Annotated in this window: 20 protein-coding genes; 12 read left to right on the top strand and 8 right to left on the bottom strand. The window is 65.2% G+C overall.

What is annotated here, in order from left to right:
* Positions 1-51 precede the first annotated feature (51 nt).
* Positions 52-1,785, bottom strand: a complete 1,734-nt coding sequence (locus JYG37_RS18775; RefSeq protein ID WP_213345708.1) for a S53 family peptidase — start codon at positions 1,783-1,785, stop codon at positions 52-54.
* A 647-nt stretch (positions 1,786-2,432) separates the two neighbouring features.
* Here JYG37_RS18775 and JYG37_RS18770 point away from each other — a divergent pair.
* The 3 genes from JYG37_RS18770 to JYG37_RS18760 are packed head-to-tail and all read left to right on the top strand — an operon-like array spanning position 2,433 to position 3,624.
* Positions 2,433-2,756 carry an ArsR/SmtB family transcription factor gene (locus JYG37_RS18770; protein ID WP_050011403.1) on the top strand — a complete coding sequence of 108 codons (324 nt, stop codon included), beginning with the start codon at positions 2,433-2,435 and terminating at the stop codon, positions 2,754-2,756.
* Positions 2,756-3,187 (top strand): SRPBCC family protein, encoded by a 432-nt coding sequence (locus JYG37_RS18765; RefSeq protein ID WP_089489156.1) that lies wholly within the window; start codon positions 2,756-2,758, stop codon positions 3,185-3,187. The genes JYG37_RS18770 and JYG37_RS18765 overlap by 1 nt, the downstream gene beginning before the upstream one ends.
* Complete coding sequence (locus tag JYG37_RS18760; RefSeq protein WP_089489157.1) at positions 3,184-3,624, top strand: DUF1801 domain-containing protein; 441 nt, start codon at positions 3,184-3,186, stop codon at positions 3,622-3,624. The genes JYG37_RS18765 and JYG37_RS18760 overlap by 4 nt, the downstream gene beginning before the upstream one ends.
* 173 nt (positions 3,625-3,797) lie before the next feature.
* Here the strand turns inward: JYG37_RS18760 and acnA are convergent, their stop codons facing one another.
* From acnA to JYG37_RS18735, 5 genes are all read right to left on the bottom strand, one after another.
* The gene (gene acnA / locus JYG37_RS18755; RefSeq protein ID WP_124679702.1) at positions 3,798-6,515 is read right to left on the bottom strand and encodes an aconitate hydratase AcnA; all 2,718 of its coding nucleotides are present in this window, start codon (positions 6,513-6,515) and stop codon (positions 3,798-3,800) included.
* Positions 6,516-6,567: 52 nt separating this feature from the next.
* Complete coding sequence (locus tag JYG37_RS18750) at positions 6,568-8,019, bottom strand: bifunctional 2-methylcitrate dehydratase/aconitate hydratase (RefSeq protein ID WP_213345707.1); 1,452 nt, start codon at positions 8,017-8,019, stop codon at positions 6,568-6,570.
* A gap of 22 nt (positions 8,020-8,041) precedes the next feature.
* Positions 8,042-8,557: a hypothetical protein gene (locus JYG37_RS18745; protein WP_050011294.1), complete on the bottom strand. Its 516-nt coding sequence runs from the start codon at positions 8,555-8,557 to the stop codon at positions 8,042-8,044.
* A gap of 230 nt (positions 8,558-8,787) precedes the next feature.
* A complete protein-coding gene (locus JYG37_RS18740; protein WP_124679704.1) occupies positions 8,788-9,795 on the bottom strand; it encodes an HpcH/HpaI aldolase/citrate lyase family protein in 1,008 nt (335 codons plus the stop codon).
* A 184-nt stretch (positions 9,796-9,979) separates the two neighbouring features.
* Positions 9,980-10,966 carry a malate dehydrogenase gene (locus tag JYG37_RS18735; protein ID WP_006479357.1) on the bottom strand — a complete coding sequence of 329 codons (987 nt, stop codon included), beginning with the start codon at positions 10,964-10,966 and terminating at the stop codon, positions 9,980-9,982.
* Between the two features lie 288 nt (positions 10,967-11,254).
* Here JYG37_RS18735 and JYG37_RS18730 point away from each other — a divergent pair, with 288 nt between their 5' ends.
* The 7 genes from JYG37_RS18730 (at position 11,255) to gltA (ending at position 17,186) form a co-directional block, all read left to right on the top strand.
* Positions 11,255-12,079 carry a GntR family transcriptional regulator gene (locus tag JYG37_RS18730; protein WP_124630561.1) on the top strand — a complete coding sequence of 275 codons (825 nt, stop codon included), beginning with the start codon at positions 11,255-11,257 and terminating at the stop codon, positions 12,077-12,079.
* Between the two features lie 168 nt (positions 12,080-12,247).
* On the top strand, positions 12,248-12,664 hold the full coding sequence (sdhC, locus tag JYG37_RS18725; protein ID WP_023474464.1) for a succinate dehydrogenase, cytochrome b556 subunit: 417 nt from the start codon (positions 12,248-12,250) through the stop codon (positions 12,662-12,664).
* A gap of 4 nt (positions 12,665-12,668) precedes the next feature.
* Complete coding sequence (gene sdhD, locus JYG37_RS18720; protein WP_006487767.1) at positions 12,669-13,037, top strand: succinate dehydrogenase, hydrophobic membrane anchor protein; 369 nt, start codon at positions 12,669-12,671, stop codon at positions 13,035-13,037.
* Between the two features lie 3 nt (positions 13,038-13,040).
* Entirely contained in the window at positions 13,041-14,816 is a 1,776-nt protein-coding gene (sdhA, locus tag JYG37_RS18715) for a succinate dehydrogenase flavoprotein subunit (RefSeq protein ID WP_050011292.1), read from the top strand.
* A 21-nt stretch (positions 14,817-14,837) separates the two neighbouring features.
* A complete protein-coding gene (locus tag JYG37_RS18710) occupies positions 14,838-15,539 on the top strand; it encodes a succinate dehydrogenase iron-sulfur subunit (RefSeq protein WP_059237255.1) in 702 nt (233 codons plus the stop codon).
* Between the two features lie 6 nt (positions 15,540-15,545).
* Positions 15,546-15,818 carry an FAD assembly factor SdhE gene (locus tag JYG37_RS18705; RefSeq protein WP_050011290.1) on the top strand — a complete coding sequence of 91 codons (273 nt, stop codon included), beginning with the start codon at positions 15,546-15,548 and terminating at the stop codon, positions 15,816-15,818.
* Positions 15,819-15,884: 66 nt separating this feature from the next.
* A complete protein-coding gene (gene gltA, locus JYG37_RS18700; protein WP_050011289.1) occupies positions 15,885-17,186 on the top strand; it encodes a citrate synthase in 1,302 nt (433 codons plus the stop codon).
* A gap of 284 nt (positions 17,187-17,470) precedes the next feature.
* Here the strand turns inward: gltA and JYG37_RS18695 are convergent, their stop codons facing one another.
* Positions 17,471-18,208: a hypothetical protein gene (locus JYG37_RS18695; protein ID WP_213345706.1), complete on the bottom strand. Its 738-nt coding sequence runs from the start codon at positions 18,206-18,208 to the stop codon at positions 17,471-17,473.
* A 577-nt stretch (positions 18,209-18,785) separates the two neighbouring features.
* Positions 18,786-19,751, bottom strand: a complete 966-nt coding sequence (locus JYG37_RS18690) for a helix-turn-helix domain-containing protein (protein WP_124593213.1) — start codon at positions 19,749-19,751, stop codon at positions 18,786-18,788.
* Positions 19,752-19,822: 71 nt separating this feature from the next.
* Between JYG37_RS18690 and JYG37_RS18685 the strand changes: the two genes are divergently transcribed.
* Both JYG37_RS18685 and JYG37_RS18680 read left to right on the top strand, forming a co-directional pair.
* Entirely contained in the window at positions 19,823-20,212 is a 390-nt protein-coding gene (locus JYG37_RS18685; RefSeq protein ID WP_050011286.1) for a VOC family protein, read from the top strand.
* 111 nt (positions 20,213-20,323) lie between these two features.
* Positions 20,324-21,574, top strand: a complete 1,251-nt coding sequence (locus tag JYG37_RS18680) for a DUF1479 domain-containing protein (protein ID WP_213345705.1) — start codon at positions 20,324-20,326, stop codon at positions 21,572-21,574.
* Positions 21,575-21,715: the final 141 nt, after the last annotated feature.

The raw sequence follows: 21,715 nt of genomic DNA, 5'->3' as shown, positions 1-21,715 counted from the left end.
TACAACCGGCGCGCGGCAAGCCATCGCCGCGCGCCGGTCTTCATGCATCGCTCAGAACCCGCCCGACTTGATCAGCTGGTTCAGGTTCGCGATGTTCAGGCTGCCGAAGCCGGTCGTCAGATCCCAGCCGGTGGCCGCCGTATAGCCATACCCCTGATAGCCGTTGTTGCCCGACACGACGTCATAGCGCACGAGCGACGGATGCGACGGAATGTCCGCATAGAAGTTGCCGGCCGGGAAGCCGAGGCCCGTGCCGTTCGCCGCGAGCAGACGCGCCCAGAAGCCCGTGAAAATCGGCGCGGCGAGGCTCGTGCCGCCGATCTGCTGCAACTGGCCGTAGTTGTAGATGTACGCGCCCGTGCTTTGCGCGGCGTCGAACGCGACGTCCGGCAGCCGGCGATTGCTGCCCGACTGCCACGACGGCGCGGGCAGAATCGTGCTGACGCCGCCGCCCGTCGCCCACAGCTTGCCGTTCGAATCGAGCCCTTCGTTCCACACCGTCTCGTTCGAGAACGCACCCGCCGACGTCGTGTAGAGCGTCGTGCCGCCGATCGCGAGCACGTGCGGCGACGAAGCTGGCCACGACACCGTGTAGTTCGAGCCGTCCGGATAGCCGCGGTTGTTGCACTCGTACACGCCTTCGTCGCCCGACGATACCGAGAACGTCTGGCCTTGCGCGGCGGCCGTCGTGAAGATCTGCTCCTCGGCGTCGAGCGTGCCGTCCGCGTCCGCATCGGTTTCGCACCAGCCGAGCGACACGTTGATCACCTTCGCGGTGTTGTCCGACACCGCGCGGTTGAACGCCTGCGTGAGGCCCGTGTTGCCGGCGGCGTTCAGGTCCGCCATGTAGAACACCAGCTTGCCGACCTGGCCGCCGGCCGAGCCGACGATCGACTGGCTGTCGAGATCCCATTCGCCCTGGCCGTCCTGGTCGTCGGAGTAGCTGCCGCCCGTGCCATTGGTCTTGACGGTCTGCGTGGAGACCGTGCCGTAGCCATTGCTCGACGTGAACTGCTTCAGGTCCTGCAGCGTTTGCGACACGCCGCCGATCGTGATGATGCCGACGGTCACGCCGGCCGCGGTCGGCACGCCGGTCGCGTTGTAGAGGCCCGGGAATTCCTTCGGATAGTGGCCCGTCGCCGTGCCGGCCGCGAGCGCCTGCGGCTTCGCCACGTTGCCGATGCGCAGCATCGGCCGTGCACGCGCGACACTTTGCAGCCCGAGCACCGAGCCGACCACGTCGCCGAGCGCGCGCGGCACTTGCGCGGTCGACGTGTTGGCGAACCCCGAGCGGCCCGCGTACTCGAAGTGCACGAGCGACGTGTTGAACGCGGCCTTCACCGTGCCGGCCGTGCCGCTGGCGGAGATCAGCAGCCGGTTCGGCGCGACCTCGACATTCGTGAAGCCGCTCTTGTGCAGATAATCGACGACCGACTTTACCTGCGCGTCGGTCGGCGCGTAGTTCGCGAGGAACTGCTCGTGCGTCAGGTACTGGCGGTAATGCGCGCTGCCGGGCCGGTTCACGTCGCGTGCCAGTTGCTTGAGCTGCGCGGCGTTGCGCAGCTTCAGGCTGACGACGACGTTGGTCGTTTCACCGGCTGCCAGTTCGAGCGACGGCGCCGCACTGCGCGCCATCAACTGCGGGCCGGTCAGAAAGGCCTTCGTATGGGTATCGACCCAATCCGTCGCTGCGTGCGCCGCGGCGGCGGCAAACACGAGCGGTGCCACGCACGCCAGGCGGCGGGGCGACGGAAGGGGAAGGGCAAACCAGGCGTTCCTTTTCATCGGGAGTCCTTTTTTAGGAGAGGCGACGTTACTGGAACCCCCGGCCCTTGTGGGGCCGCGAGCGGTGACGAGCGTAGGGCGTCGATGCCGTTCGGGTAGCTGCCATTTTCCATAGCTGTCAGTTCTGACAACGGGGGGCATCACTGCACGCGTGGCGTCGTGCGCGACGGTAATGGCGGAGCCGGTGAGCGGAACCGGTTCGCGGCACGGCGGCGCGACAATGCGCGTCGCTCGCACGCACGAGTCGTTCGTTGCAGCATCGGAATGTGAGCGGGCGTGGAAGGAAGCGCCGCGTGGATGCACGGCGTTTGCGTGTCAATGGCGGCGCGCCGTATCGCACTATGTGGTCATTGGAAGCGACTCGTCAGGAACCGCTTCGCGCGGGCACAACAACGGGGCAGGCGGACCCCGAACGTTTCCCGAACTGTGGAACAGCGCATCGGCCAGTCTTGCAGGCCGCTTTCGGATCGCGCGTCGCCATCGCGGATTAGAGGAAATGCTCGAATCGGGCGTGGACGAGAGCCGGTGTGACGAACCCGCCGGTCGCGCGGGATCGAGCCATGTCATTCATGAAATCCCGCCTTGACGCGCGCCGATCAGCGGATATCCTTCAATACATAACCCGTTGGTTATGGATTTTGGACGACATGCAAAAAGCTCAGGACACGCTTTTCAGGACACTCGCCGATCCCACGCGCCGCGCGCTTTTCGAGCGGCTCTGCGCGGAGGGCGAGCTGACGGTTGCCGCGCTGACCGCCCATGCGGGCGTGTCGCAGCCGGCCGTGTCGAAGCATCTCGGCGTACTGAAGCAGGCCGGGCTCGTGAACGACCGTCACGAAGGCCGGCAGACGCATTACAGCGCGCAGCCGCAAGCGCTGGCCCCGTTGATCGACTGGACGAGCCAGATGGCAGGCTTCTGGCAGCGCCGGTTCGATGCCCTCGAAGATCTGCTCAAAAGGATGGATCAGTAATGAACCAAGCCACTACCGAAACGCGCTCCGTCGTCGTTGACCGGGAACTGCCCCATTCGCCGGAGAAGATCTGGCGCGCGCTCACGCAACCGCACCTGATCGAGGCGTGGCTGATGAAGAGCGACTTCGAGCCCGTCGCGGGCCGTGCGTTCAGTTTCCGGGCGGACTGGGGCTCGGTCGACTGCACGGTCCTCGCGATCGAGCCGCACCGTACGCTGTCCTATACGTGGGCGGCGCACGGCCTCGAAAGCGTCGTCACGTGGACGCTCACGCCGACGCCGGCCGGCACGCACCTGCGTATGGAACAGGTCGGCTTCCGCCCCGACCAGGAGCAGGCGTACCGCGGCGCGCAGTATGGTTGGGTACGGTTCTTCGAATCGCTCGAACAGGTGTTGTCGCGTCCTGACACGCAAACGGAGGCCCGCGCATGAGTGCAACGGAGCTGCAACCGTCCGAGCGCATCGACGCACTGATCGCCGGCATCACCGACTGGCGCGGCAAGACGTTCGCCGAGCTTCGCCAGACGATCCTCGCGACGGACGAAGGCATCGTCGAGGAATGGAAGTGGATGGGCAGCCCCGTGTGGTCGTGCGACGGGATGATCGCGGTCGCGAACGCGCACAAGGGCAAGGTGAAGCTCACGTTCATGCACGGGGCGAAACTGTCCGATCCCGACCAGCTGTTCAACGACGGTCTCGAAGGCAATGCGCGGCGCGCGATCGATTTCTTCGAAGGCGACAAGATCGACAAGCGGGCGTTGAAGCACCTCGTGCGCGCGGCGATCGAATACAACCGCACGCATCTGAAGAAGAACGCGCGATCTGGTTCTTCCGCAGGCGCGAAGGCACGAAGTAGCAAGGCGGCGTGACGCGCGAGCCGCATACCGGCGGGTGACGTTCGGCGAAAGCGGGGCGCCGCCGTGCGATCGTCGCTACGACGCCCGCCGGCGCACAGGCGAAAAAAAGCCCGACACGAAGTCGGGCATCCAAATCGGCCGCAACCGCCCGCGAGGCGGCTGCGGCACCTGCAACGGCCGCGCGCTTACGCTGCGAGCAGCGAGCGCAGCACGAACGGCAGGATCCCGCCGTGCTTGTAGTAATCGACTTCGATCGGCGTATCGATGCGCAGCAGCACCGGCACACGCTGCGTTTCGCCGTTCTTGCGGTGAATCACGAGCGTGACGTCCTGCTGCGGCTTGAAGTCGTCGCCGAGGCCTTCGATGTCGTACGTCTCTTCGCCGGTGATGCCGAGCGACTGCACGCTGTCCGCGCCCTTGAACTGCAGCGGCAGCACGCCCATGCCGACCAGGTTCGAGCGGTGGATCCGCTCGAAGCTGCGTGCGATCACGGCCTTCACGCCGAGCAGTTGCGTGCCCTTCGCGGCCCAGTCGCGCGACGAGCCCGTGCCGTACTCTTCGCCCGCGAACACGACGGTCGGCGTGCCGGCGGCGACGTACTGCATCGCCGCATCGTAGATCGACTGCTGTTCGCCGCTCGGCTGGTGGATCGTCAGGCCGCCTTCGACGCGCGTGCCGTCCGCCTTCGCCGGGATCATCAGGTTCTTGATCCGGACGTTCGCGAACGTGCCGCGCATCATCACGTCGTGGTTGCCGCGGCGCGAGCCGTAGCTGTTGAAGTCGGCCTTCTGCACGCCGTTTTCCTTCAGCCACTTGCCTGCCGGCGAGTCTTCCTTGATCGAGCCTGCCGGGCTGATGTGGTCGGTCGTGACCGAATCGCCGAAGATGCCCAGCGCGCGCGCGCCCTTGACGGTCGGGATCGACGCAGCCGGCTCCATCGAGAAGTCGTTGCCGAAGAACGGCGGCTCGGCGATGTAGGTCGACTTCGGCCAGTCGTAGACCTCGCCCGTCTCACCCTCGATCTTGCTCCAGAGGTCGCCCTTCTTGGTCAGCTTCGAGTAGTTGTCCTCGAACTTCTTCGGATCGAGCGCGAACTTGAGCAGCGCGTGGATTTCATCGCTCGTCGGCCAGATGTCGCCGAGGTAGATGTCGCGGCCGCCCTTGCCCTTGCCGACCGGCTCGGTCATCAGGTCGCGCGTGATGTTGCCGGCGATCGCGTACGCGACGACGAGCGGCGGCGACGCGAGGAAGTTCGCGCGGATGTTCGGGTGGATACGCGCTTCGAAGTTACGGTTGCCCGACAGCACGGCCGCCGCGACGATGTCGTTCTTCGTGATCGCTTCGTTCAGTTCCGGCGTCAGGTCGCCCGCGTTGCCGATACAGGTCGTGCAGCCGTACGCCGCGACTTCGAAGCCGAGCTTCGACAGGTAGGGCAGCAGGCCCGTCTTCGTCAGGTACTCGGTGACGATGCGCGATCCCGGCGCGAGCGAGGTCTTGATCTTCGGGTCGACCGTGAGGCCGGCCTCGACCGCCTTCTTCGCGAGCAGGCCGGCGGCCAGCAGCACGCTCGGGTTCGACGTGTTCGTGCACGACGTGATCGCGGCGATCAGGATGTCGCCGTTCTTCACGTCGACGCCGTTGCTCGTCGTGTACTGCGTGCCCAGGTCGTCCGCCTTCTTCGCGAAACCGTTTTCCGCGACCGGCTTCGAGAACAGGTCGGTGAACGTCGACTTGACGTGGCCGATCTCGATGCGGTCCTGCGGGCGCTTCGGGCCGGCCAGCGACGGCGCGACCGTCGTCAGATCCAGCGTCACGACCTTCGTGTAGTCGATGTCGCCGGCGTTCGGGATGCCGAACAGGTTCTGCGCCTTGAAGTAGTTTTCGAACGCGGCGATTTCGGCCTTCGTGCGGCCCGTGCCTTCGAAGTAGTCGATCGTCTTTTCGTCGACCGGGAAGAAGCCCATCGTCGCGCCGTATTCCGGCGCCATGTTGCCGATCGTCGCGCGGTCCGGCAGCGACAACGAGCGCGTGCCTTCGCCGAAGAACTCGACGAACTTGCCGACGACCTTCTCCTTGCGCAGCATTTCGGTGATCGTCAGCACCAGGTCGGTGGCCGTCACGCCTTCGATCAGCTTGCCCTTCAGCTCGACGCCGACGACGTCCGGCGTCAGGAAGTACACCGGCTGGCCGAGCATGCCGGCTTCCGCCTCGATGCCGCCCACGCCCCAGCCGACCACGCCGATGCCGTTGATCATCGTCGTGTGGCTGTCCGTGCCGACGAGGGTGTCCGGATAGTACACGGTGTCGGCGCCGTCGGTCTTCTTGTGGACGCCGCGCGCCAGATACTCGAGGTTCACCTGGTGGACGATGCCCACGCCCGGCGGCACGACCTTGAACGTGTCGAACGCCTGCATGCCCCACTTCATGAACTGGTAGCGCTCGTTGTTGCGCTGGAATTCCAGCTTCATGTTCAGGTCGAGCGCGTCCTTCTGGCGGAAGTAGTCGATCTGGACCGAGTGGTCGACGACGAGATCGACCGGGACCAGCGGTTCGATCTTCTTCGGGTTCTTGCCCGTGCGCTCGGCGACGCCGCGCATGGCCGCGATGTCGGCGAGCAGCGGCACGCCCGTGAAATCCTGCAGCACGACGCGCGACACGACGAACGGAATCTCGTCGACGCGCTTCGCGGTCGGCTTCCAGTTCGCGAGCTGCTCGATGTGCTCTTCGGTGATTTTCTTGCCGTCGTAGTTGCGCAGCACGGACTCGAGCACGATGCGGATCGACACCGGTAGGCGTTCGATCTTCGTCTTCAGTTCCTTGCCGAGCTGCGGCAGCGAGTAGAACTTGCCTTTGCCGGAACCGCTGTCGAATTCCTTGAGGGTCTTGTGGAGATTGTGGGCCATGGTGATTTTCCTGGGTTTAAGGCTAGGAAACAAAGAGTCCTGTATCTGACGGCTATATCACATACAGATCGACGTACTCATCGACCGGCATCGCTTCGAGCTTTGCCTGGTCCAGCGACACGTCGAGAATCGCTTGTTGCTGCTTGGCCGGGAAACGGCGGGCAAGGTTGGTCCGGAACTTCTCGACCAGGAGCGGGACGCCTTCGGCACGGCGCCGCCGATGGCCGAGCGGATACTCGACCGCCACTTCGGCAAGCTTCGATCCGTCCGTGAACTCGACCGTCAGCGCATTCGCGATCGATCGCTTGTCCGGATCGTGGTAATCCTGCGTGAACTGCGGATCCTCGACGCACACGGTTTTCGCGCGCAGCGCGTCGATGCGCGGGTCCGCCGCGGCCGCGTCTTCGTAGTCGGCCGCGGTCAGCCGGCCGAACAGCAGCGGCACGGCGACCATGTACTGGATGCAGTGGTCGCGGTCGGCCGGATTGGCGAGCGGGCCCTGCTTGTCGATGATGCGGAGCGCGGCCGCGTGCGTGCGGATCGTGATCCGGCCGATGTCGTCGGCCGTGCGGCCCGCCGCGGCGAGCTGCGCGTGCAGCTGCAGCGCGGCCTCGGCGGCCGTCTGCGCATGGAATTCGGCGGGGAACGCGATCTTGAACAGCACGTTTTCCATCACGTACGTGCCGTACGGGCGCTGGAAGCGGAACGGCTTGCCGTCGAACAGCACGTCGTAGAAGCCCCACGTCTTGGCGGTGAGCGCCGACGGATAGCCCATTTCACCCGTTTTCGCGATCAGCGCGAGGCGCACCGCGCGGGACGTCGCGTCGCCGGCCGCCCAGGATTTGCGCGAACCTGTGTTCGGCGCATGGCGGTAGGTCCGCAGCGCGTGGCCGTCAATGAATGCGTTGGACACCGCGTTGATCAGCTCGTCGCGCGTGAGCCCGAGCAGGCGCCCGACGACGGCCGTCGACGCGACCTTCACGAGCAGCACATGGTCGAGCCCGACCGCGTTGAATGAATTCTCGAGGGCGAGGCAGCCCTGGATCTCGTGGGCCTGGATCATCGCGACCAGCACGTCGCGCATCGAGAGCGGCTGGCGGCCGGCCGCGCGGGCCGTGCGGGAGAGCCAGTCGGCCGTCGCCAGGATCCCGCCGAGGTTGTCGGACGGATGACCCCATTCGGCGGCGAGCCAGGTGTCGTTGAAGTCCAGCCAGCGGATCATCGCGCCGATGCCGAACGCGGCCTGGACGGGATCGAGCTGGAAGGACGTGCCGGGCACCTTCGCGCCGTTCGGCACGATCGTGCCGGGCACGACGGGGCCGAGCAGCTTGGTGCAGGCAGGGTAGGACAGCGCCTCGAGTCCGCATCCGAGCGTGTCGATCAGGCAATGACGCGCCGTCTCCAGCGCGAGCGCGCTGTCGAGGCCGGTGTTCAGCACGTAGTCGACGATGTCGACGAGTACCGAATCCGGCGCGGGGCGGACGTTGGAGACCGGGGCGGACATCGAGGGGCCGGAGGGAACGCGCTTAGTTCGTTGCCGGCTTCAGCTCGTTCGACTGCGTCGGTGCTGCCGTGCCTTGCGCCATTTCCGGCGTCACGCATTCGTCCGCGAGGCGCTCGCCGCCGTTGGCGTCGGAGAACAGCATCGCCTTGGTCGGGATCACGACCAGCTTGAAGCCTGCGGCCGGATCGTAGAACGTGTCGGCGCCCGTCGTCGTGGCTTGACGCGGCAGCTTGTAGTTCTTCTTCGCCCAGTGAACCGTGACGACCTGGTCGCGCTTCATGTCGCCGGCGAGGTCGAACGACAGACCTTCCTTACAGGACCACTTGACCGCGCCGTCCGGTACCGGATCGACCTTGGCGGCCGCGCGTGCCTGCGCCTTCTTGCTGCGCGGGATGATGCGCTTGGCCGGCGCCGGGCGCTTGGCCGTGGCCTTCTTCGCGGTCGTGGTGGCCGTACCCTGGGCAAACGCGCTCGGAGCCGACACCAGCATCGTGGCGGACAAGGCGCCGATGGCGGTAGCGATCAGGAGTTTCTTCATGGAGTCAGAACCTTTCGATAATCAGTTGACAAGGGCCGGCAATCGAAACTGCCGGCCGGTTTGAAACTGCACGCGCCCCGAAAGCGCGCAGCGGCCGCTATTTTCACCTATTTGGCCGCGCGTATATCAGGTTTTCGGGCTCCGTTACGTTTTTTGTCGTTTCGCAAACGTCTGTCCGGTTGGCGAAACGTCGAATGCATGAAACGCGTGTATCGACGGGCGGCGCGCGCTCACGGCGCGACGCCCGCGGCGGCCGGGCCGAACAGCGGCGCAGCCTCGTCCGGTACGGGCTGGCCGGTGGCCCGCGCACGGCGCAGCACCGACCAGTAATACCGATAACTCGCGCGATCGTGCAGCGTATCGCCGTGGCGCGTCGGGCCCCAGTCGGCGGCCTGCGCGGCCAGCAGGATCTCGGCGGCCAGCGTGACTTCGTCGGCGCGCGGCGCGAACGCGTCGACGATCGGGCGGATCTGCGCCGGGTGGATGCTCCACATTCGCGTGAACGCGAATTCGTCGCGCGCGCGGCGGGCGTCGCCGGCGACGACGGCCATGTCGCGCACTTCCGTGGTCACGTTGTGCGACGGCGTCTTGCCGTGCGCGTGACAGGCGGCGGCGATTTCCAGCTTCGCGCGGCGCACGAGCGGGTGATCGAACTGGCCGGGCGAGCGCATCGCGGAATCGGGAATCGCGCCGTGGTGCGCGGAGACGAAATCCATCAGCCCGAAGCTCAGCGTGGCGACCGTCGGCAGCGCGGCGAGGGCGGCCGCTTGCGCGAGCGCGCCGTGCGTCTCGATCAGCACGTCGGCCGGGATCGGCTGCGCGATGCCGAACTCGCGGCGCGTGCCTTCGATGAACGCGGTCATTTCGGCCGCGTCGGCGGCGCTCGCGATCTTCGGCAGCGTGATGTAGGCGGGTGCGCGCGACGCACGCAGCACGATGCGCACGTCGTCGCGCCAGTGCGGGTGGGAAAAGTCGTGGACGCGGACGCCGACGCGGCCGAAGCGGTTCTCGGCGCTGCCGAGCAGGTCGGCGACGAGCGCCGCGTGCGCGGCTTCCTGGCCGACGGCCGCGCCGTCCTCGCAGTCGAGCGTGAGGTCGAACACGGGACCCAGCTCGGCCTGCAGCGCGAGCGACTTGCGCATCAGCTTCTCGCTGCCCGCGTAGTGATCGCAGCAGGGCAGGATCGCGGGCGGGGACGCCCCGTCGTACAGCACTTGTGCAGGAGTGAGCGCGGCCATGTCTTCTACGTGAGGGAAGCGGGTCAACGTGGCGGAAATCGGATTCGGGCAGGCTCTGGGCCGGTGCGCGGCGCGGCGCGGGCGGCAAAACGTGCGCGAATCGGATCGGCGGGCCGGGCCGGCGGCGTGCCGGCCCGTGCCGAAGCCGAGCGCCGCGAAGGCCGCCCGGCACGATGCGTGATGCTTAGTTCTTCAGCAGGTGGGCGACGCCATCGCGCTCTTCGAGCAGCTCGGCCAGCGTGCCGTCCATCTTCTCGCGCGAGAACGCGTCGATTTCCAGGCCTTCGACGCGCTTGTATTCGCCGTTTTCGCAGGTGACCGGCACGCCGTAGATGATGTCTTCGGGGATGCCGTACGAGCCGTCCGACGGAATGCCCATCGTGACCCACTTGCCGTTCGTGCCGAGCACCCAGTCACGCACGTGGTCGATCGCCGCGTTGGCTGCCGACGCCGCCGACGACAGGCCGCGCGCTTCGATGATCGCCGCGCCGCGCTTGCCGACGGTCGGGATGAACGTGTCGCGGTTCCACACGTCGTCGTTGATCAGCTTCAGCAGCGATTCGCCTTCGGCGGTCGCGAAGCGGAAGTCCGGGTACATCGTCGGCGAGTGGTTGCCCCACACGGCGAGCTTCTCGATCGACGCGACCGGCTTGCCCGACTTGGCGGCGAGCTGCGACAGCGCGCGGTTGTGGTCGAGGCGCAGCATGGCCGTGAAGTTCTTCTTCGGCAGATCCGGCGCCGACTTCATCGCGATGTACGCGTTCGTGTTCGCCGGGTTGCCGACGACCAGCACCTTCACGTCGCGGCTCGCGACTTCGTTCAGCGCGGCGCCCTGAACCGTGAAGATTTCGGCGTTCGCCGACAGCAGGTCCTTGCGCTCCATGCCCTTCGAGCGCGGACGCGCACCGACCAGCAGCGCGACGTCTGCATCCTTGAATGCGACCTTCGGATCGTCGGTGATCACGACGCCTGCGAGCAGCGGGAACGCGCAATCGTCGAGTTCCATCACGACGCCCTTGACGGCGCCTTGGGCTTGCGGGAGGTCGAGCAGTTGCAGGATGACCGGCTGGTCCTTGCCGAGCAGGTCGCCGTTCGCGATGCGGAACAGCAGGGAGTAAGCGATTTGACCTGCGGCGCCGGTGACGGCAACGCGCTTTGCGGGCTTAGCCATTGAAAATCTCCAGGACGGGTGAAGCGTTGGACGCGAGCGAAAACGCCATTCTATGCGCGTTGTGCGTAGCGTTGCATTGAAGCAGGGCGGAGGACTCGCGATGGCAGACGCAGTGAACCTGGAGACGGCCGTGGCACGTAGCCGGGGACGCGCTGTTGCACCCGCGAACCCTTGCTCGACCGGGAGTGTAGGAGCCGTCACGCGCAAAGTCAAACGGTATCATATGTCTTATATAAGACAGATGTTTTGCGGAAATTGAGTGGACGAAAAAGTGCGGTTTGTGATGAAATGCGCGCCATGACATCGAACCAGGCGAACACCGCGAATCAAACCGGCGCAGGCGGCCCAGGGCAGCCGGGCGCGGGCGATCCCGCGCCCTCGCCCGCGGCGTCCGCGTCGCCGACGTTCAGCCCGTTATACCAGCAGATCAAGTCATTGATCACGCAAAGTCTCGAATCCGGCGAATGGAAGCCGGGCGAGATCATTCCCAGCGAAGTGGAGCTCGCGGCCCGCTACAAGGTCAGCCAGGGCACCGTGCGCAAGGCGATCGACGAGCTGGCCGCCGAAAACCTCGTGGTCCGGCGGCAGGGCAAGGGCACTTTTGTTGCAACGCACAACGAAGATCGCGCGCAATTCCGCTTTCTGCGTCTGCTGGCCGACGACGGCGCCGAGCACCCGCACGTGAGCCGCCTGCTCGAATGCCGGCGCCTGCGCGCGCCGGCCGAGATCGCGCGGCAGCTCGACCTGAAGCCCGCCGATCCGGTCGTGCAGGTGCGCCGCCTGCTGGAATTCGACAGCGAAGTGACGGTGCTCGACGAGATCTGGCTGCCGGGCGCGATGTTCCGCGGGCTGACGTTCGAGCGGCTGAGCGAGTACAAGGGGCCGCTCTACGCGATGTTCGAGGCGGAGTTCGGGACGCGGATGATCCGCGCGACGGAGAAGATCCGTGCAGTCGCGGCGGATCCGGCGGTGGCCGACCTGCTGCACGTGCCGGCGGGCTTCCCGCTGCTGTCGGTCGAGCGCGTGTCCTATACGTATGGGGACCGGCCGGTGGAAGTGCGTCGCGGCTGGTATGTCACAACCGGGTACTACTATCAGAATGACTTGAGCTGACGACGTTCGGTTCAGCCGCGTGCATTCGCGTTTCCCACGCTCGCGAAGCACGTTTCGGGCCGCCTTTGTTCGTGTTCGCGCAATGATCCAGAGCAGACTTTCGCTGCAGCGCGATATAAAAAGGCGCTAAAATCGCGGATTAGTGTGACAACATAGTAGGGGTCTAGCATGACTGACGCAGTAAGAAAGCCGAGGCCGGAATACCGGAACATCGGAATCGGCGACATCACGTTGAAATATCGCATGCCCCTGGCGGCGATATTGTCGATTCTCCATCGTATCAGCGGCGCGCTGCTGTTCCTGTTCCTGCCGTTCCTGCTGTTCCTCTTCGACCAGAGCCTTACCTCCGAGCTCAGCTTCGAAGTCTTCAAGGCTTTCCTCTCCAACATCGTCGTCAAGCTGATCGTCCTCGCGTTGTCGTGGGCCTTCTTCCACCATTTCTGCGCCGGCATTCGCCACCTGCTGATGGACGTCAACCACGACGCCGTCACGAAGGAAGGCGGCAAGCGGACGGCCGTCGTCGTCTTTGTCGTCTCGATCGCGCTGACGATCGCCATGGCACTCAAACTGTTCGGAGCATTCTAAGAAAATGGCAGCCAACAACCGGATCGGCTCGAAGCGCCTCGTCGTCGGCGCTCACTACGGCCTGCGCGACTGGCTCGCGCAGCGCGTCACCGCCACGATCATGGCGGTCTACACGGTCATTCTGCTCGTCCTGTTCTTCGGCGCGCACGATTTTTCGTACGAAGGCTGGGCATCGATCTTCGCCGCGCAATGGATGAAGCTCGCGACCTTCGTGATGCTGCTTTCCCTCTTCTACCACGCATGGGTCGGCGTGCGCGACATCTGGATGGACTACGTGAAGCCCGTCGGTGTGCGCCTGCTGCTGCAATCGCTGACCATCGTCTGGCTGCTCGCATGTGCGGGCTACGCCGCGCAGATTCTCTGGAGAGTGTAAAGAATGGCTGCAATCAAAACTTCCCTCCCGCGCCGCAAGTTCGACGTCGTGATCGTCGGCGCAGGCGGCTCCGGCTTGCGCGCAGCGCTGCAACTGTCGCGCGCGGGCCTGTCGGTCGGCGTGCTGTCGAAGGTGTTCCCGACGCGTTCGCACACGGTGGCCGCGCAAGGCGGTATCGGCGCGTCGCTCGGCAACATGAGCGAAGACAACTGGCACTTCCACTTCTACGACACGATCAAGGGCTCCGACTGGCTCGGCGACCAGGACGCGATCGAGTTCATGTGCCGTGAAGCGCCGAACGTCGTGTACGAACTCGAACACTTCGGCATGCCGTTCGACCGCAACGCGGACGGCACGATCTACCAGCGCCCGTTCGGCGGCCACACCGCGAACTACGGCGAGAAGCCGGTCCAGCGCGCTTGCGCGGCCGCCGACCGTACCGGTCACGCGCTGCTGCACACGCTGTACCAGCAGAACGTCGAGGCGAAGACGCAGTTCTTCGTCGAATGGATGGCGCTCGACCTGATCCGCGACGCGGACGGCGACGTGCTCGGCGTGACGGCCCTCGAGATGGAGACGGGCGACGTCTACATCATGGAAGGCAAGACGACGCTGTTCGCGACGGGCGGCGCAGGCCGGATCTTCGCGGCGTCGACGAACGCGTTCATCAACACCGGCGACGGCCTCGGCATGGCGGCCCGCTCGGGCGTCGCGCTGCAGGACATGGAGTTCTGGCAGTTCCACCCGACCGGCGTGGCCGGCGCGGGCGTGCTGATCACCGAAGGCGTGCGCGGCGAAGGCGGTATCCTGCGCAACGCGAACGGCGAGCGCTTCATGGAGCGCTACGCGCCGACGCTGAAGGATCTGGCGCCGCGCGATTTCGTGTCGCGTTCGATGGACCAGGAAATCAAGGAAGGTCGCGGCGTCGGTCCGAACAAGGATCACGTGCTGCTCGACCTGTCGCACATCGGCGCCGAGACGATCATGAAGCGTCTGCCGTCGATCCGCGAAATCGCGCTGAAGTTCGCGAACGTCGATGCGATCAAGGAACCGATCCCGGTCGTCCCGACGATCCACTACCAGATGGGCGGTATCCCGACCAACATCCACGGTCAGGTCGTCGGCACGTCGCGCGATCACAAGGAACCGATCAACGGCTTCTACGCAGTGGGCGAATGCTCATGCGTGTCGGTGCACGGTGCGAACCGTCTCGGCACGAACTCGCTGCTGGACCTCGTGGTGTTCGGCCGTGCGGCCGGCAACCACATCGTTCAGCACGTGAAGAACCAGAAGGAACACAAGCCGCTGCCGGCCGATGCGGGCGAGTTCTCGCTGGCGCGCCTGAACAAGCTCGACACGTCGAGCTCGGGCGAGTACACGCAGGACGTCGCGAACGACATCCGCGCAACGATGCAGAAGCACGCAGGCGTGTTCCGCACGTCGGCGCTGCTGAAGGAAGGCGTCGACCAGATGGCCGGCCTGAAGGCGCGCGTGGAAAACATCCACCTGAAGGACAAGTCGAAGGTGTTCAACACCGCGCGCGTCGAAGCGCTCGAGCTGGAGAACCTGATCGAAGTGGCCCGCGCGACGATGGTGTCGGCGGAAGCGCGCAAGGAAAGCCGCGGCGCACACGCGCACAGCGACTACGAACACCGCGACGACGACAACTGGCTGCGCCACACGCTGTGGTACAGCGAAGGCGATCGCCTCGACTACAAGCCGGTTCAAATGAAGCCGCTGACGGTCGAATCCGTGCCGCCGAAGCCGCGCACGTTCTAAGCCGAGTCAAAGGAATCCGAAATGGCAAAACGCATTTTTGAAGTCTACCGCTACGATCCGGACAAGGACGCAGCGCCGCGCATGCAGACGTACGAGCTCGATATCCAGCATGAGCGCATGCTGCTCGACGCGCTGGTCAAGCTGAAGGCACTGGACGAGACGCTGTCGTTCCGCCGTTCGTGCCGCGAAGGCGTGTGCGGTTCGGACGCGATGAACATCAACGGCAAGAACGGTCTCGCGTGCCTGACGAACCTGAACGACCTGCCGCAGAAGATCGTGCTGCGTCCGCTGCCGGGCCTGCCCGTCGTGCGCGACCTGATCGTCGACATGACGCACTTCTTCAACCAGTACCACTCGATCAAGCCGTACCTGATCAACGACGCGCCGCCGCCGGAGAAGGAACGCCTCCAGTCGCCGGAAGAGCGCGACGAGCTCGACGGCGTGTACGAGTGCATTCTGTGCGCGAGCTGCTCGACGTCGTGCCCGAGCTTCTGGTGGAACCCGGACAAGTTCGTCGGCCCGGCCGGCCTGCTGCAGGCTTACCGCTTCATCGCGGACAGCCGCGACACCGCCACCGGCGAGCGCCTCGACAATCTGGAAGACCCGTACCGTCTGTTCCGTTGCCACACGATCATGAACTGCGTCGACGTTTGCCCGAAGGGCCTGAACCCGACGAAGGCGATCGGCAAGATCAAGGAACTGATGGTTCGCCGCGCGGTATAAATTTTAATGAGCGACGATTCGCATCAATCCGACCCGCACCGCCGCGCGCGCCTGCGCTGGCGCGCGCGGCGGGGTCTGCTGGAGAACGACATCGTATTCGAGCGTTTCTTCAGCCGATACGAGCATGACCTCACCGATGCAGACGTAGGCGCGTTGTCGCGCCTGCTCGATCTGAGCGACAACGACCTGATGGACTTGCTCCTCGCGCGCAAGGAACCAGAGGGCGACCTAGACAGCCCGGAGATTCACCGGCTGTTGGAGATGCTGCGCAACGTGTAACGCCAACATGTAACACGCTGTGCCCGTTATCGAATCCCGTTTCTTTATTTCGATTGAGGATGTGCCATGACTCCGTCTGATGTTAAAGCCACGCTATCGTTCAGCGACAACTCGCCGAGCGTCGAAATGCCGATCTACAAGGGCACGATGGGCCCGGACGTAATCGACATCCGGAAGCTGTACGGCCAGACCGGCAAGTTCACGTACGACCCGGGCTTCATGTCGACGGCAGCTTGTAATTCGGCGATCACGTACATCGACGGCGACAAGGGCGAGCTGCTGTACCGCGGTTACCCGATCGACAACCTCGCGCAAAACGCCGACTTCCTCGAAAGCTGCTACCTGCTGCTGAAGGGCGAACTGCCGAACGCGGCGCAGAAGAAGGAGTTCGTCGACACCGTCACCAAGCATACGATGGTGCACGAGCAGATGCACTTCTTCTTCCGCGGCTTCCGTCGCGACGCGCACCCGATGGCGGTGCTGGTCGCGGCCGTCGGCGCGCTGTCGGCGTTCTATCACGACTCGCTCGACATCAACGACCCGCGTCACCGCGAAGTGTCGGCGATCCGCATGATCGCGAAGCTGCCGACGCTCGTCGCGATGGCGTACAAGTTCAGCATCGGTCAGCCGTTCGTCTATCCGAAGAACGAACTGTCGTACAGCGCGAACTTCATGCACATGATGTTCTCGAACCCGTGCGAAGAGTACAAGGTCAACGACGTGCTGGTCCGCGCACTCGACCGCATCCTGATCCTGCACGCTGATCACGAGCAGAACGCATCGACGTCGACGGTTCGCCTGGCCGGCTCGTCGGGCGCGAACCCGTTCGCGTGTATCGCGGCCGGTATCGCGTGTCTGTGGGGCCCGGCGCACGGTGGTGCGAACGAAGCCGCGCTGAACATGCTCGAGCAGATCGGTTCGCCGGACAACATCCCCGAATTCATCAAGCAGGTGAAGGACAAGAATTCGGGCGTGAAGCTGATGGGCTTCGGTCACCGCGTGTACAAGAACTACGACCCGCGCGCGAAGCTGATGCGCGAAACCTGCTACGAAGTGCTGAACGAACTGGGCCTGCACGACGACCCGCTGTTCAAGCTCGCGATGCAGCTCGAGAAGATCGCGCTGGAAGACGAATACTTCGTGTCGCGCAAGCTGTACCCGAACGTCGACTTCTACTCGGGTATCGTTCAGCGCGCGCTGGGCATCCCGACGTCGATGTTCACGTGTATCTTCGCGATGGCACGTACGGTCGGCTGGATCGCACAGTGGAACGAAATGATTGCCGATCCGGAACAGAAGATCGGCCGTCCGCGTCAGCTGTTCATCGGCGACACGCCGCGCGAAGCGAAGCCGCTCAACGCACGTTAAACCGTGCGCGGCGCGAACGGTCGTCAGGCCGCTCGCGTCCGGCAATCGCAACGCCACGACACCCCGGTGGGTCATCCCGCCGGGGTGTTGTCATTTGTGCGGCCGACGCTGGCGCGAGGTAAGCGCTCGATGCACACCGTCCGTTCATGAGCGTGCGGCACGGGCAATCTGATTCCCATCAGATGTGCAATGGGATTGATATCCTCCGCTGCCTTCGGGCAGGGAGGATGTCAAGGTCATGCTTTACGCTCCCAACGTTCGTTGCCGATCGGCTAAAGGCGTTCTTACCATTCGCGCCGAATGCCGGTCTTTACGATGTGTGCGTCATAGTCGTCCTCGGAACTGAGCTGGGCTCTAAGGGCATTGTAATAGTCAGGAGCTTGAACACCATGGACCTGATGCTGGTTACCATTTGACGCCTGATAATATGGGTTCATTCCGGGCTGATCCGGCACGACGACGGCCCGCGGATATACCGGCTGACGCGCGGCTAATTCCCGATCAACTTGACGAGCGGTGTGCGCATGCGATTGCGGGACGTAAACGCCACGAAACGCTGACGGCGGAATACTGTGACGGGTATCTTCGTACGGGGATGCATAGGCCGCTGGGGCACTGGCGTGCGCTGTCACCATAAAAGTACTCTGCATCCGATGGTAGGCCTGCGATTGCCCGTGCGGCGACAAACTTGTTGTTCGTTGATCCGTCGCCATCATCTCGAGAATCTGCTCAGGCTTCATACCGTACTCCATCGCTGCCTCAAACTCTTTACGTTGTTCGGGACTCAACGAGCGAAGCACCTCTTCCGTTGATGGCGCGTGTGTTTCAGTATGCAGCGGGCCGTATCCATGGCGTTCGAGCGCGACGGACAGCGCCCCATGCGCAGAGTTTTCCACAGCCATGCGCGCGGAGCGCGCCCTCTGTTGAGGATCCGGGCTACCGTGTATCCGGGTAACATCGATATCGCTCCGCGCCACTTGACCGTCGTGTGATTGATTAAATGCAATGTGCTGATCTCGCATCTGGTCTTGAGAAAGGATACCGTGTCGCCTTACGCTGCTATAGGGGCCAGCAAACGCGGGATCAGTCGTCGTTGGCGCAGAAGATGGACGCCCGTTGAATGCCGGAGGCATCCCATGGATAGGTGGCTGCGTGTGAGAGGCGGGCCCAGTCCCCGACCCTGCCCCCGAGCCGGGCGCTGGGTAAGGTTCATGAAAATCAGTCGTGTAAGCGTTATTGCCATTCGTAACTCGAGGAAAGTTGTTGCCGCCCGTCATGTCGGTTTCTCCGGTTAACACAAGGTGTAGTGCCGATATTAATGATGTACGCCGACCCGGAAGCCTCACTCATGCGCAGTAAAAGCATGAAACGCGAACCGGAGAACGCTTCAATCCGGAAGCGGCAATTGACCGGGAGGAGTGCAACCAAAGATTGCGCCTGTGAAGGCATTCTTCCGCATGCGCGACGAGCTCGGCCGGCGCGAGCAGAACCTCTGGCAGCAGATGCGGGCGCTGATCGCGCGCGAAGTCGAATCGAAGGTGCGGGCGTCATTGGGCTCGCACTCGTCGGGATCGACGCCGTTCAGGCGTTCGGTGCCGATCAGGCGATACGCGATCCGGCGCGGCGCTCCAGCGACGGCGGCCGTGTGTCGAGCGCGGGCGCATCGTCGTCGGGCGCGTGGCCGTGCTGCTTGAAGAACTGCCGGTACGCGCCGGGCGTCATGCCGTGCGCAGCGAGGAACTGGCGGTTGAAGTTCGCGGCATTCGCAATGCCGCAGCGCGCGGCGACCGTCGCGATCGGCCAGTCGGTGCCGGCGAGATGGCGGCACGCGTGCGCGAGCCGCAGCCGTTGCACGTAGCGGCCGACGCTTTCGCCGATATGACGCGCGAACAGCCGCTGCAGCGTGCGTTCGGACAGGTGCGCGACGGCCGCGAGCGCGTCGATGCGCAGCGGTTCGTGGAACTGCCGGTCGATCGCGTCGAGCACGCGGTCGAGGCGTTCGACGCCGGATGCGGTGGAGTCGACCGAGGACGTGGCTGCGTCGGAGCGATCGTAGGCCTGCGAGGTGGCGAGCGGTTCGCCGCCGGCTTCCGCGAGATCGGCAAGCGTATCGAGCGTGGCCGCGAGCCGCACGCGCGGCGACGGATCGAGCAACCGCGGCAGCCGCGCGCGCATCGCGCGGGCCGTCTCCACGTCGAAGCGCAGGCCCGGCGCCGCGCGCCGCAGCAGCGAGCGCAGCGGCGCGTATTCGGGGCAGCAGTCGGCCAGCCGCCGTACCCAGTCTCCGTCGAACCAGACGACGAGCGCGACCTCGGGCGCGCCGCGATCGATGCGCGCGTTCGACGACCACGTATGCGGCAGGTTCGGCGGCACGAGCACGAGATCGTCATCCGCGTAGCGTGCGACGTGATCGCCGATGAAGCGCTGGCCGCGGCTGTTGAGCGTCAGCGTCAGTTCGTACTCGGGATGGCGATGCCACTCGAACGGAATGCGCGCGAGCTGACGGTGATACACGCGGATCGAACAGCCGGACGCGAACGTCACATGCTCGTATTGCGGTTTCATCGCGGCCTCCGGTAGGGGCGGGCAGCGCGCCGTGGCATGATCGTGAGCGATCTTCACGACGGAGCGATGCCATGTTTTCACATGTTTGCGTGGGCGTCGGCGATACGGCGCGCGCCTACGATTTCTACGCGCCGCTGTTCGCCGAACTCGGGTTGCGCGTCAAATTCCACGAACCGGACGGCTGGTCGGGCTGGATGCCGGCCGACGCCGACCGGCCGCTGTTCTTCTTCGGCAAGCCGCTCGACGGACGCGCGCCTGAACCGGGGAACGGCCACACGATCGCGTTCGATGCGCCGACCCGCGATCACGTCGATCGCTGCCATGCGCTCGCGCTTCAGCACGGCGGCGCCTGCGAAGGGCCGCCGGGCCTCCGACCGCACTATCACCGCGACTACTACGGCGCGTATTTCCGGGACCCGGACGGCAACAAGCTGTGCGTGGTCTGCCATCGTCCCGAGTAACGCGCGGTTGTCAGGATTGTATCGATTATTGGCTGGATAGTATCGATGATGACCGTGCGGCGGCCGTACGCTGAGTGCTCATCAAAACGCGATTCAGCGAGGAGACAAGCGATGCACCTGACGATTGACGATCTGCCGGCCGCGATCCGCACGGCGAAACGGGCGCTACGCGCCGACTTGCCCGGCTACGCGGCCACGTTCCGCGAAGTGGAGGGCGACATCGCGCGGCAGGTCGACGCGATCCGCCGCGCGCACGCGCATGGCGATGACGTGATTCCGGTCGTGCCGTTCGCGGATGTCGCGAGCGGGACCGTCGATCCGCTCGCGATTGCCGCGATCCGCACGCACGGCGCGGTCGTGATCCGCGGCGTGTTGGATGCGCAGCAGGCACGCGACTGGAACGACGAGATCGGCGCGTATCTGGATGCGAACCGTTTCACCGAGCGGCTGCATGCGCGCGCGGAAGACCGCTATTTCGGCAACCTCGCGTCGGGCAAGCCGCAGATCTACGGCGTCTACTGGTCGAAGCCGCAGGTGGCCGCGCGCCAGTCGCCGGCGCTCACGCAGGCGCGGGTGTTCCTGAACCGTCTGTGGCGGCATGCGGACGGTACGCGCACGCATTTCGATTCCGACCAGGTGCCCGCCTATGCGGACCGGATTCGTCGCCGGCCGCCCGGGTCGACGTCGCTCGGGCTGTCGCCGCACGTCGACGGCGGCTCCGTCGAGCGCTGGCTCGGCGCGAATTTCCGCCAGGTCTATCGCCACGTGCTGGCCGGCCGCTGGCGCGATTACGATCCGTTCGATGCGGCGTTCCGCCCCGACGTCGAGGAGATTCCGTCGCCGGCCGTGTGTTCGATGTTCCGCACGTTCCAGGGCTGGACCGCGCTGACGCCGCAGGGGCCCGGCGACGGCACGCTGCAGCTGATCCCGGTCGCGAACGCGATGGCCTATGTCGTGCTGCGCGCGCTGCAGGACGACGTCGCCGACGACGACCTGTGCGGCGCGCGTCCCGGCCGCGCGCTGTCGATCCGCCCCGAATGGCACGCGCTGCTGCTCGACGCACTGGTGCCGATCCCGCACATGGAACCGGGCGACGCGGTGTTCTGGCACGGCGACGTCGTGCATGCGGTCGAGGACGCGCATCGCGGCAGCGGCGACAGCAACGTGATGTACATCGCGGCCGCGCCCGGCTGCGCGAAGAACGATGCATACCTGCAGCGGCAGCGGCTCGCGTTCCTGCGTGGCGACAGCCCGCCCGATTTCCCGGCCGACCATTTCGAGGCCGATTTCGATGGCCGTGCGGGGGAGGGCGATCTCACGGCGCTCGGCCGTGCGCAGATGGGATTCAAGCCCGGCGCGTAACGCGCGGGCGGCGGGCGAAACGGCCATTCGCGAGACGGCGGGCGGCCCGTCTGCCGAATCCGCTGCTTGGTGCGCGCAATTCGACGCAATCGGCTGTCGGTGGCGCCGAAATCGACGCGAATTGCGCAAATTGGCTTCCGA

It is taken from the genome of Burkholderia sp. LAS2 (assembly GCF_018417615.1).
GTDB lineage: Bacteria > Pseudomonadota > Gammaproteobacteria > Burkholderiales > Burkholderiaceae > Burkholderia > Burkholderia sola.
The sequence above is the reverse complement of the archived record's forward strand: the minus strand, read 5'-3'. Positions and strand labels throughout refer to the sequence as shown.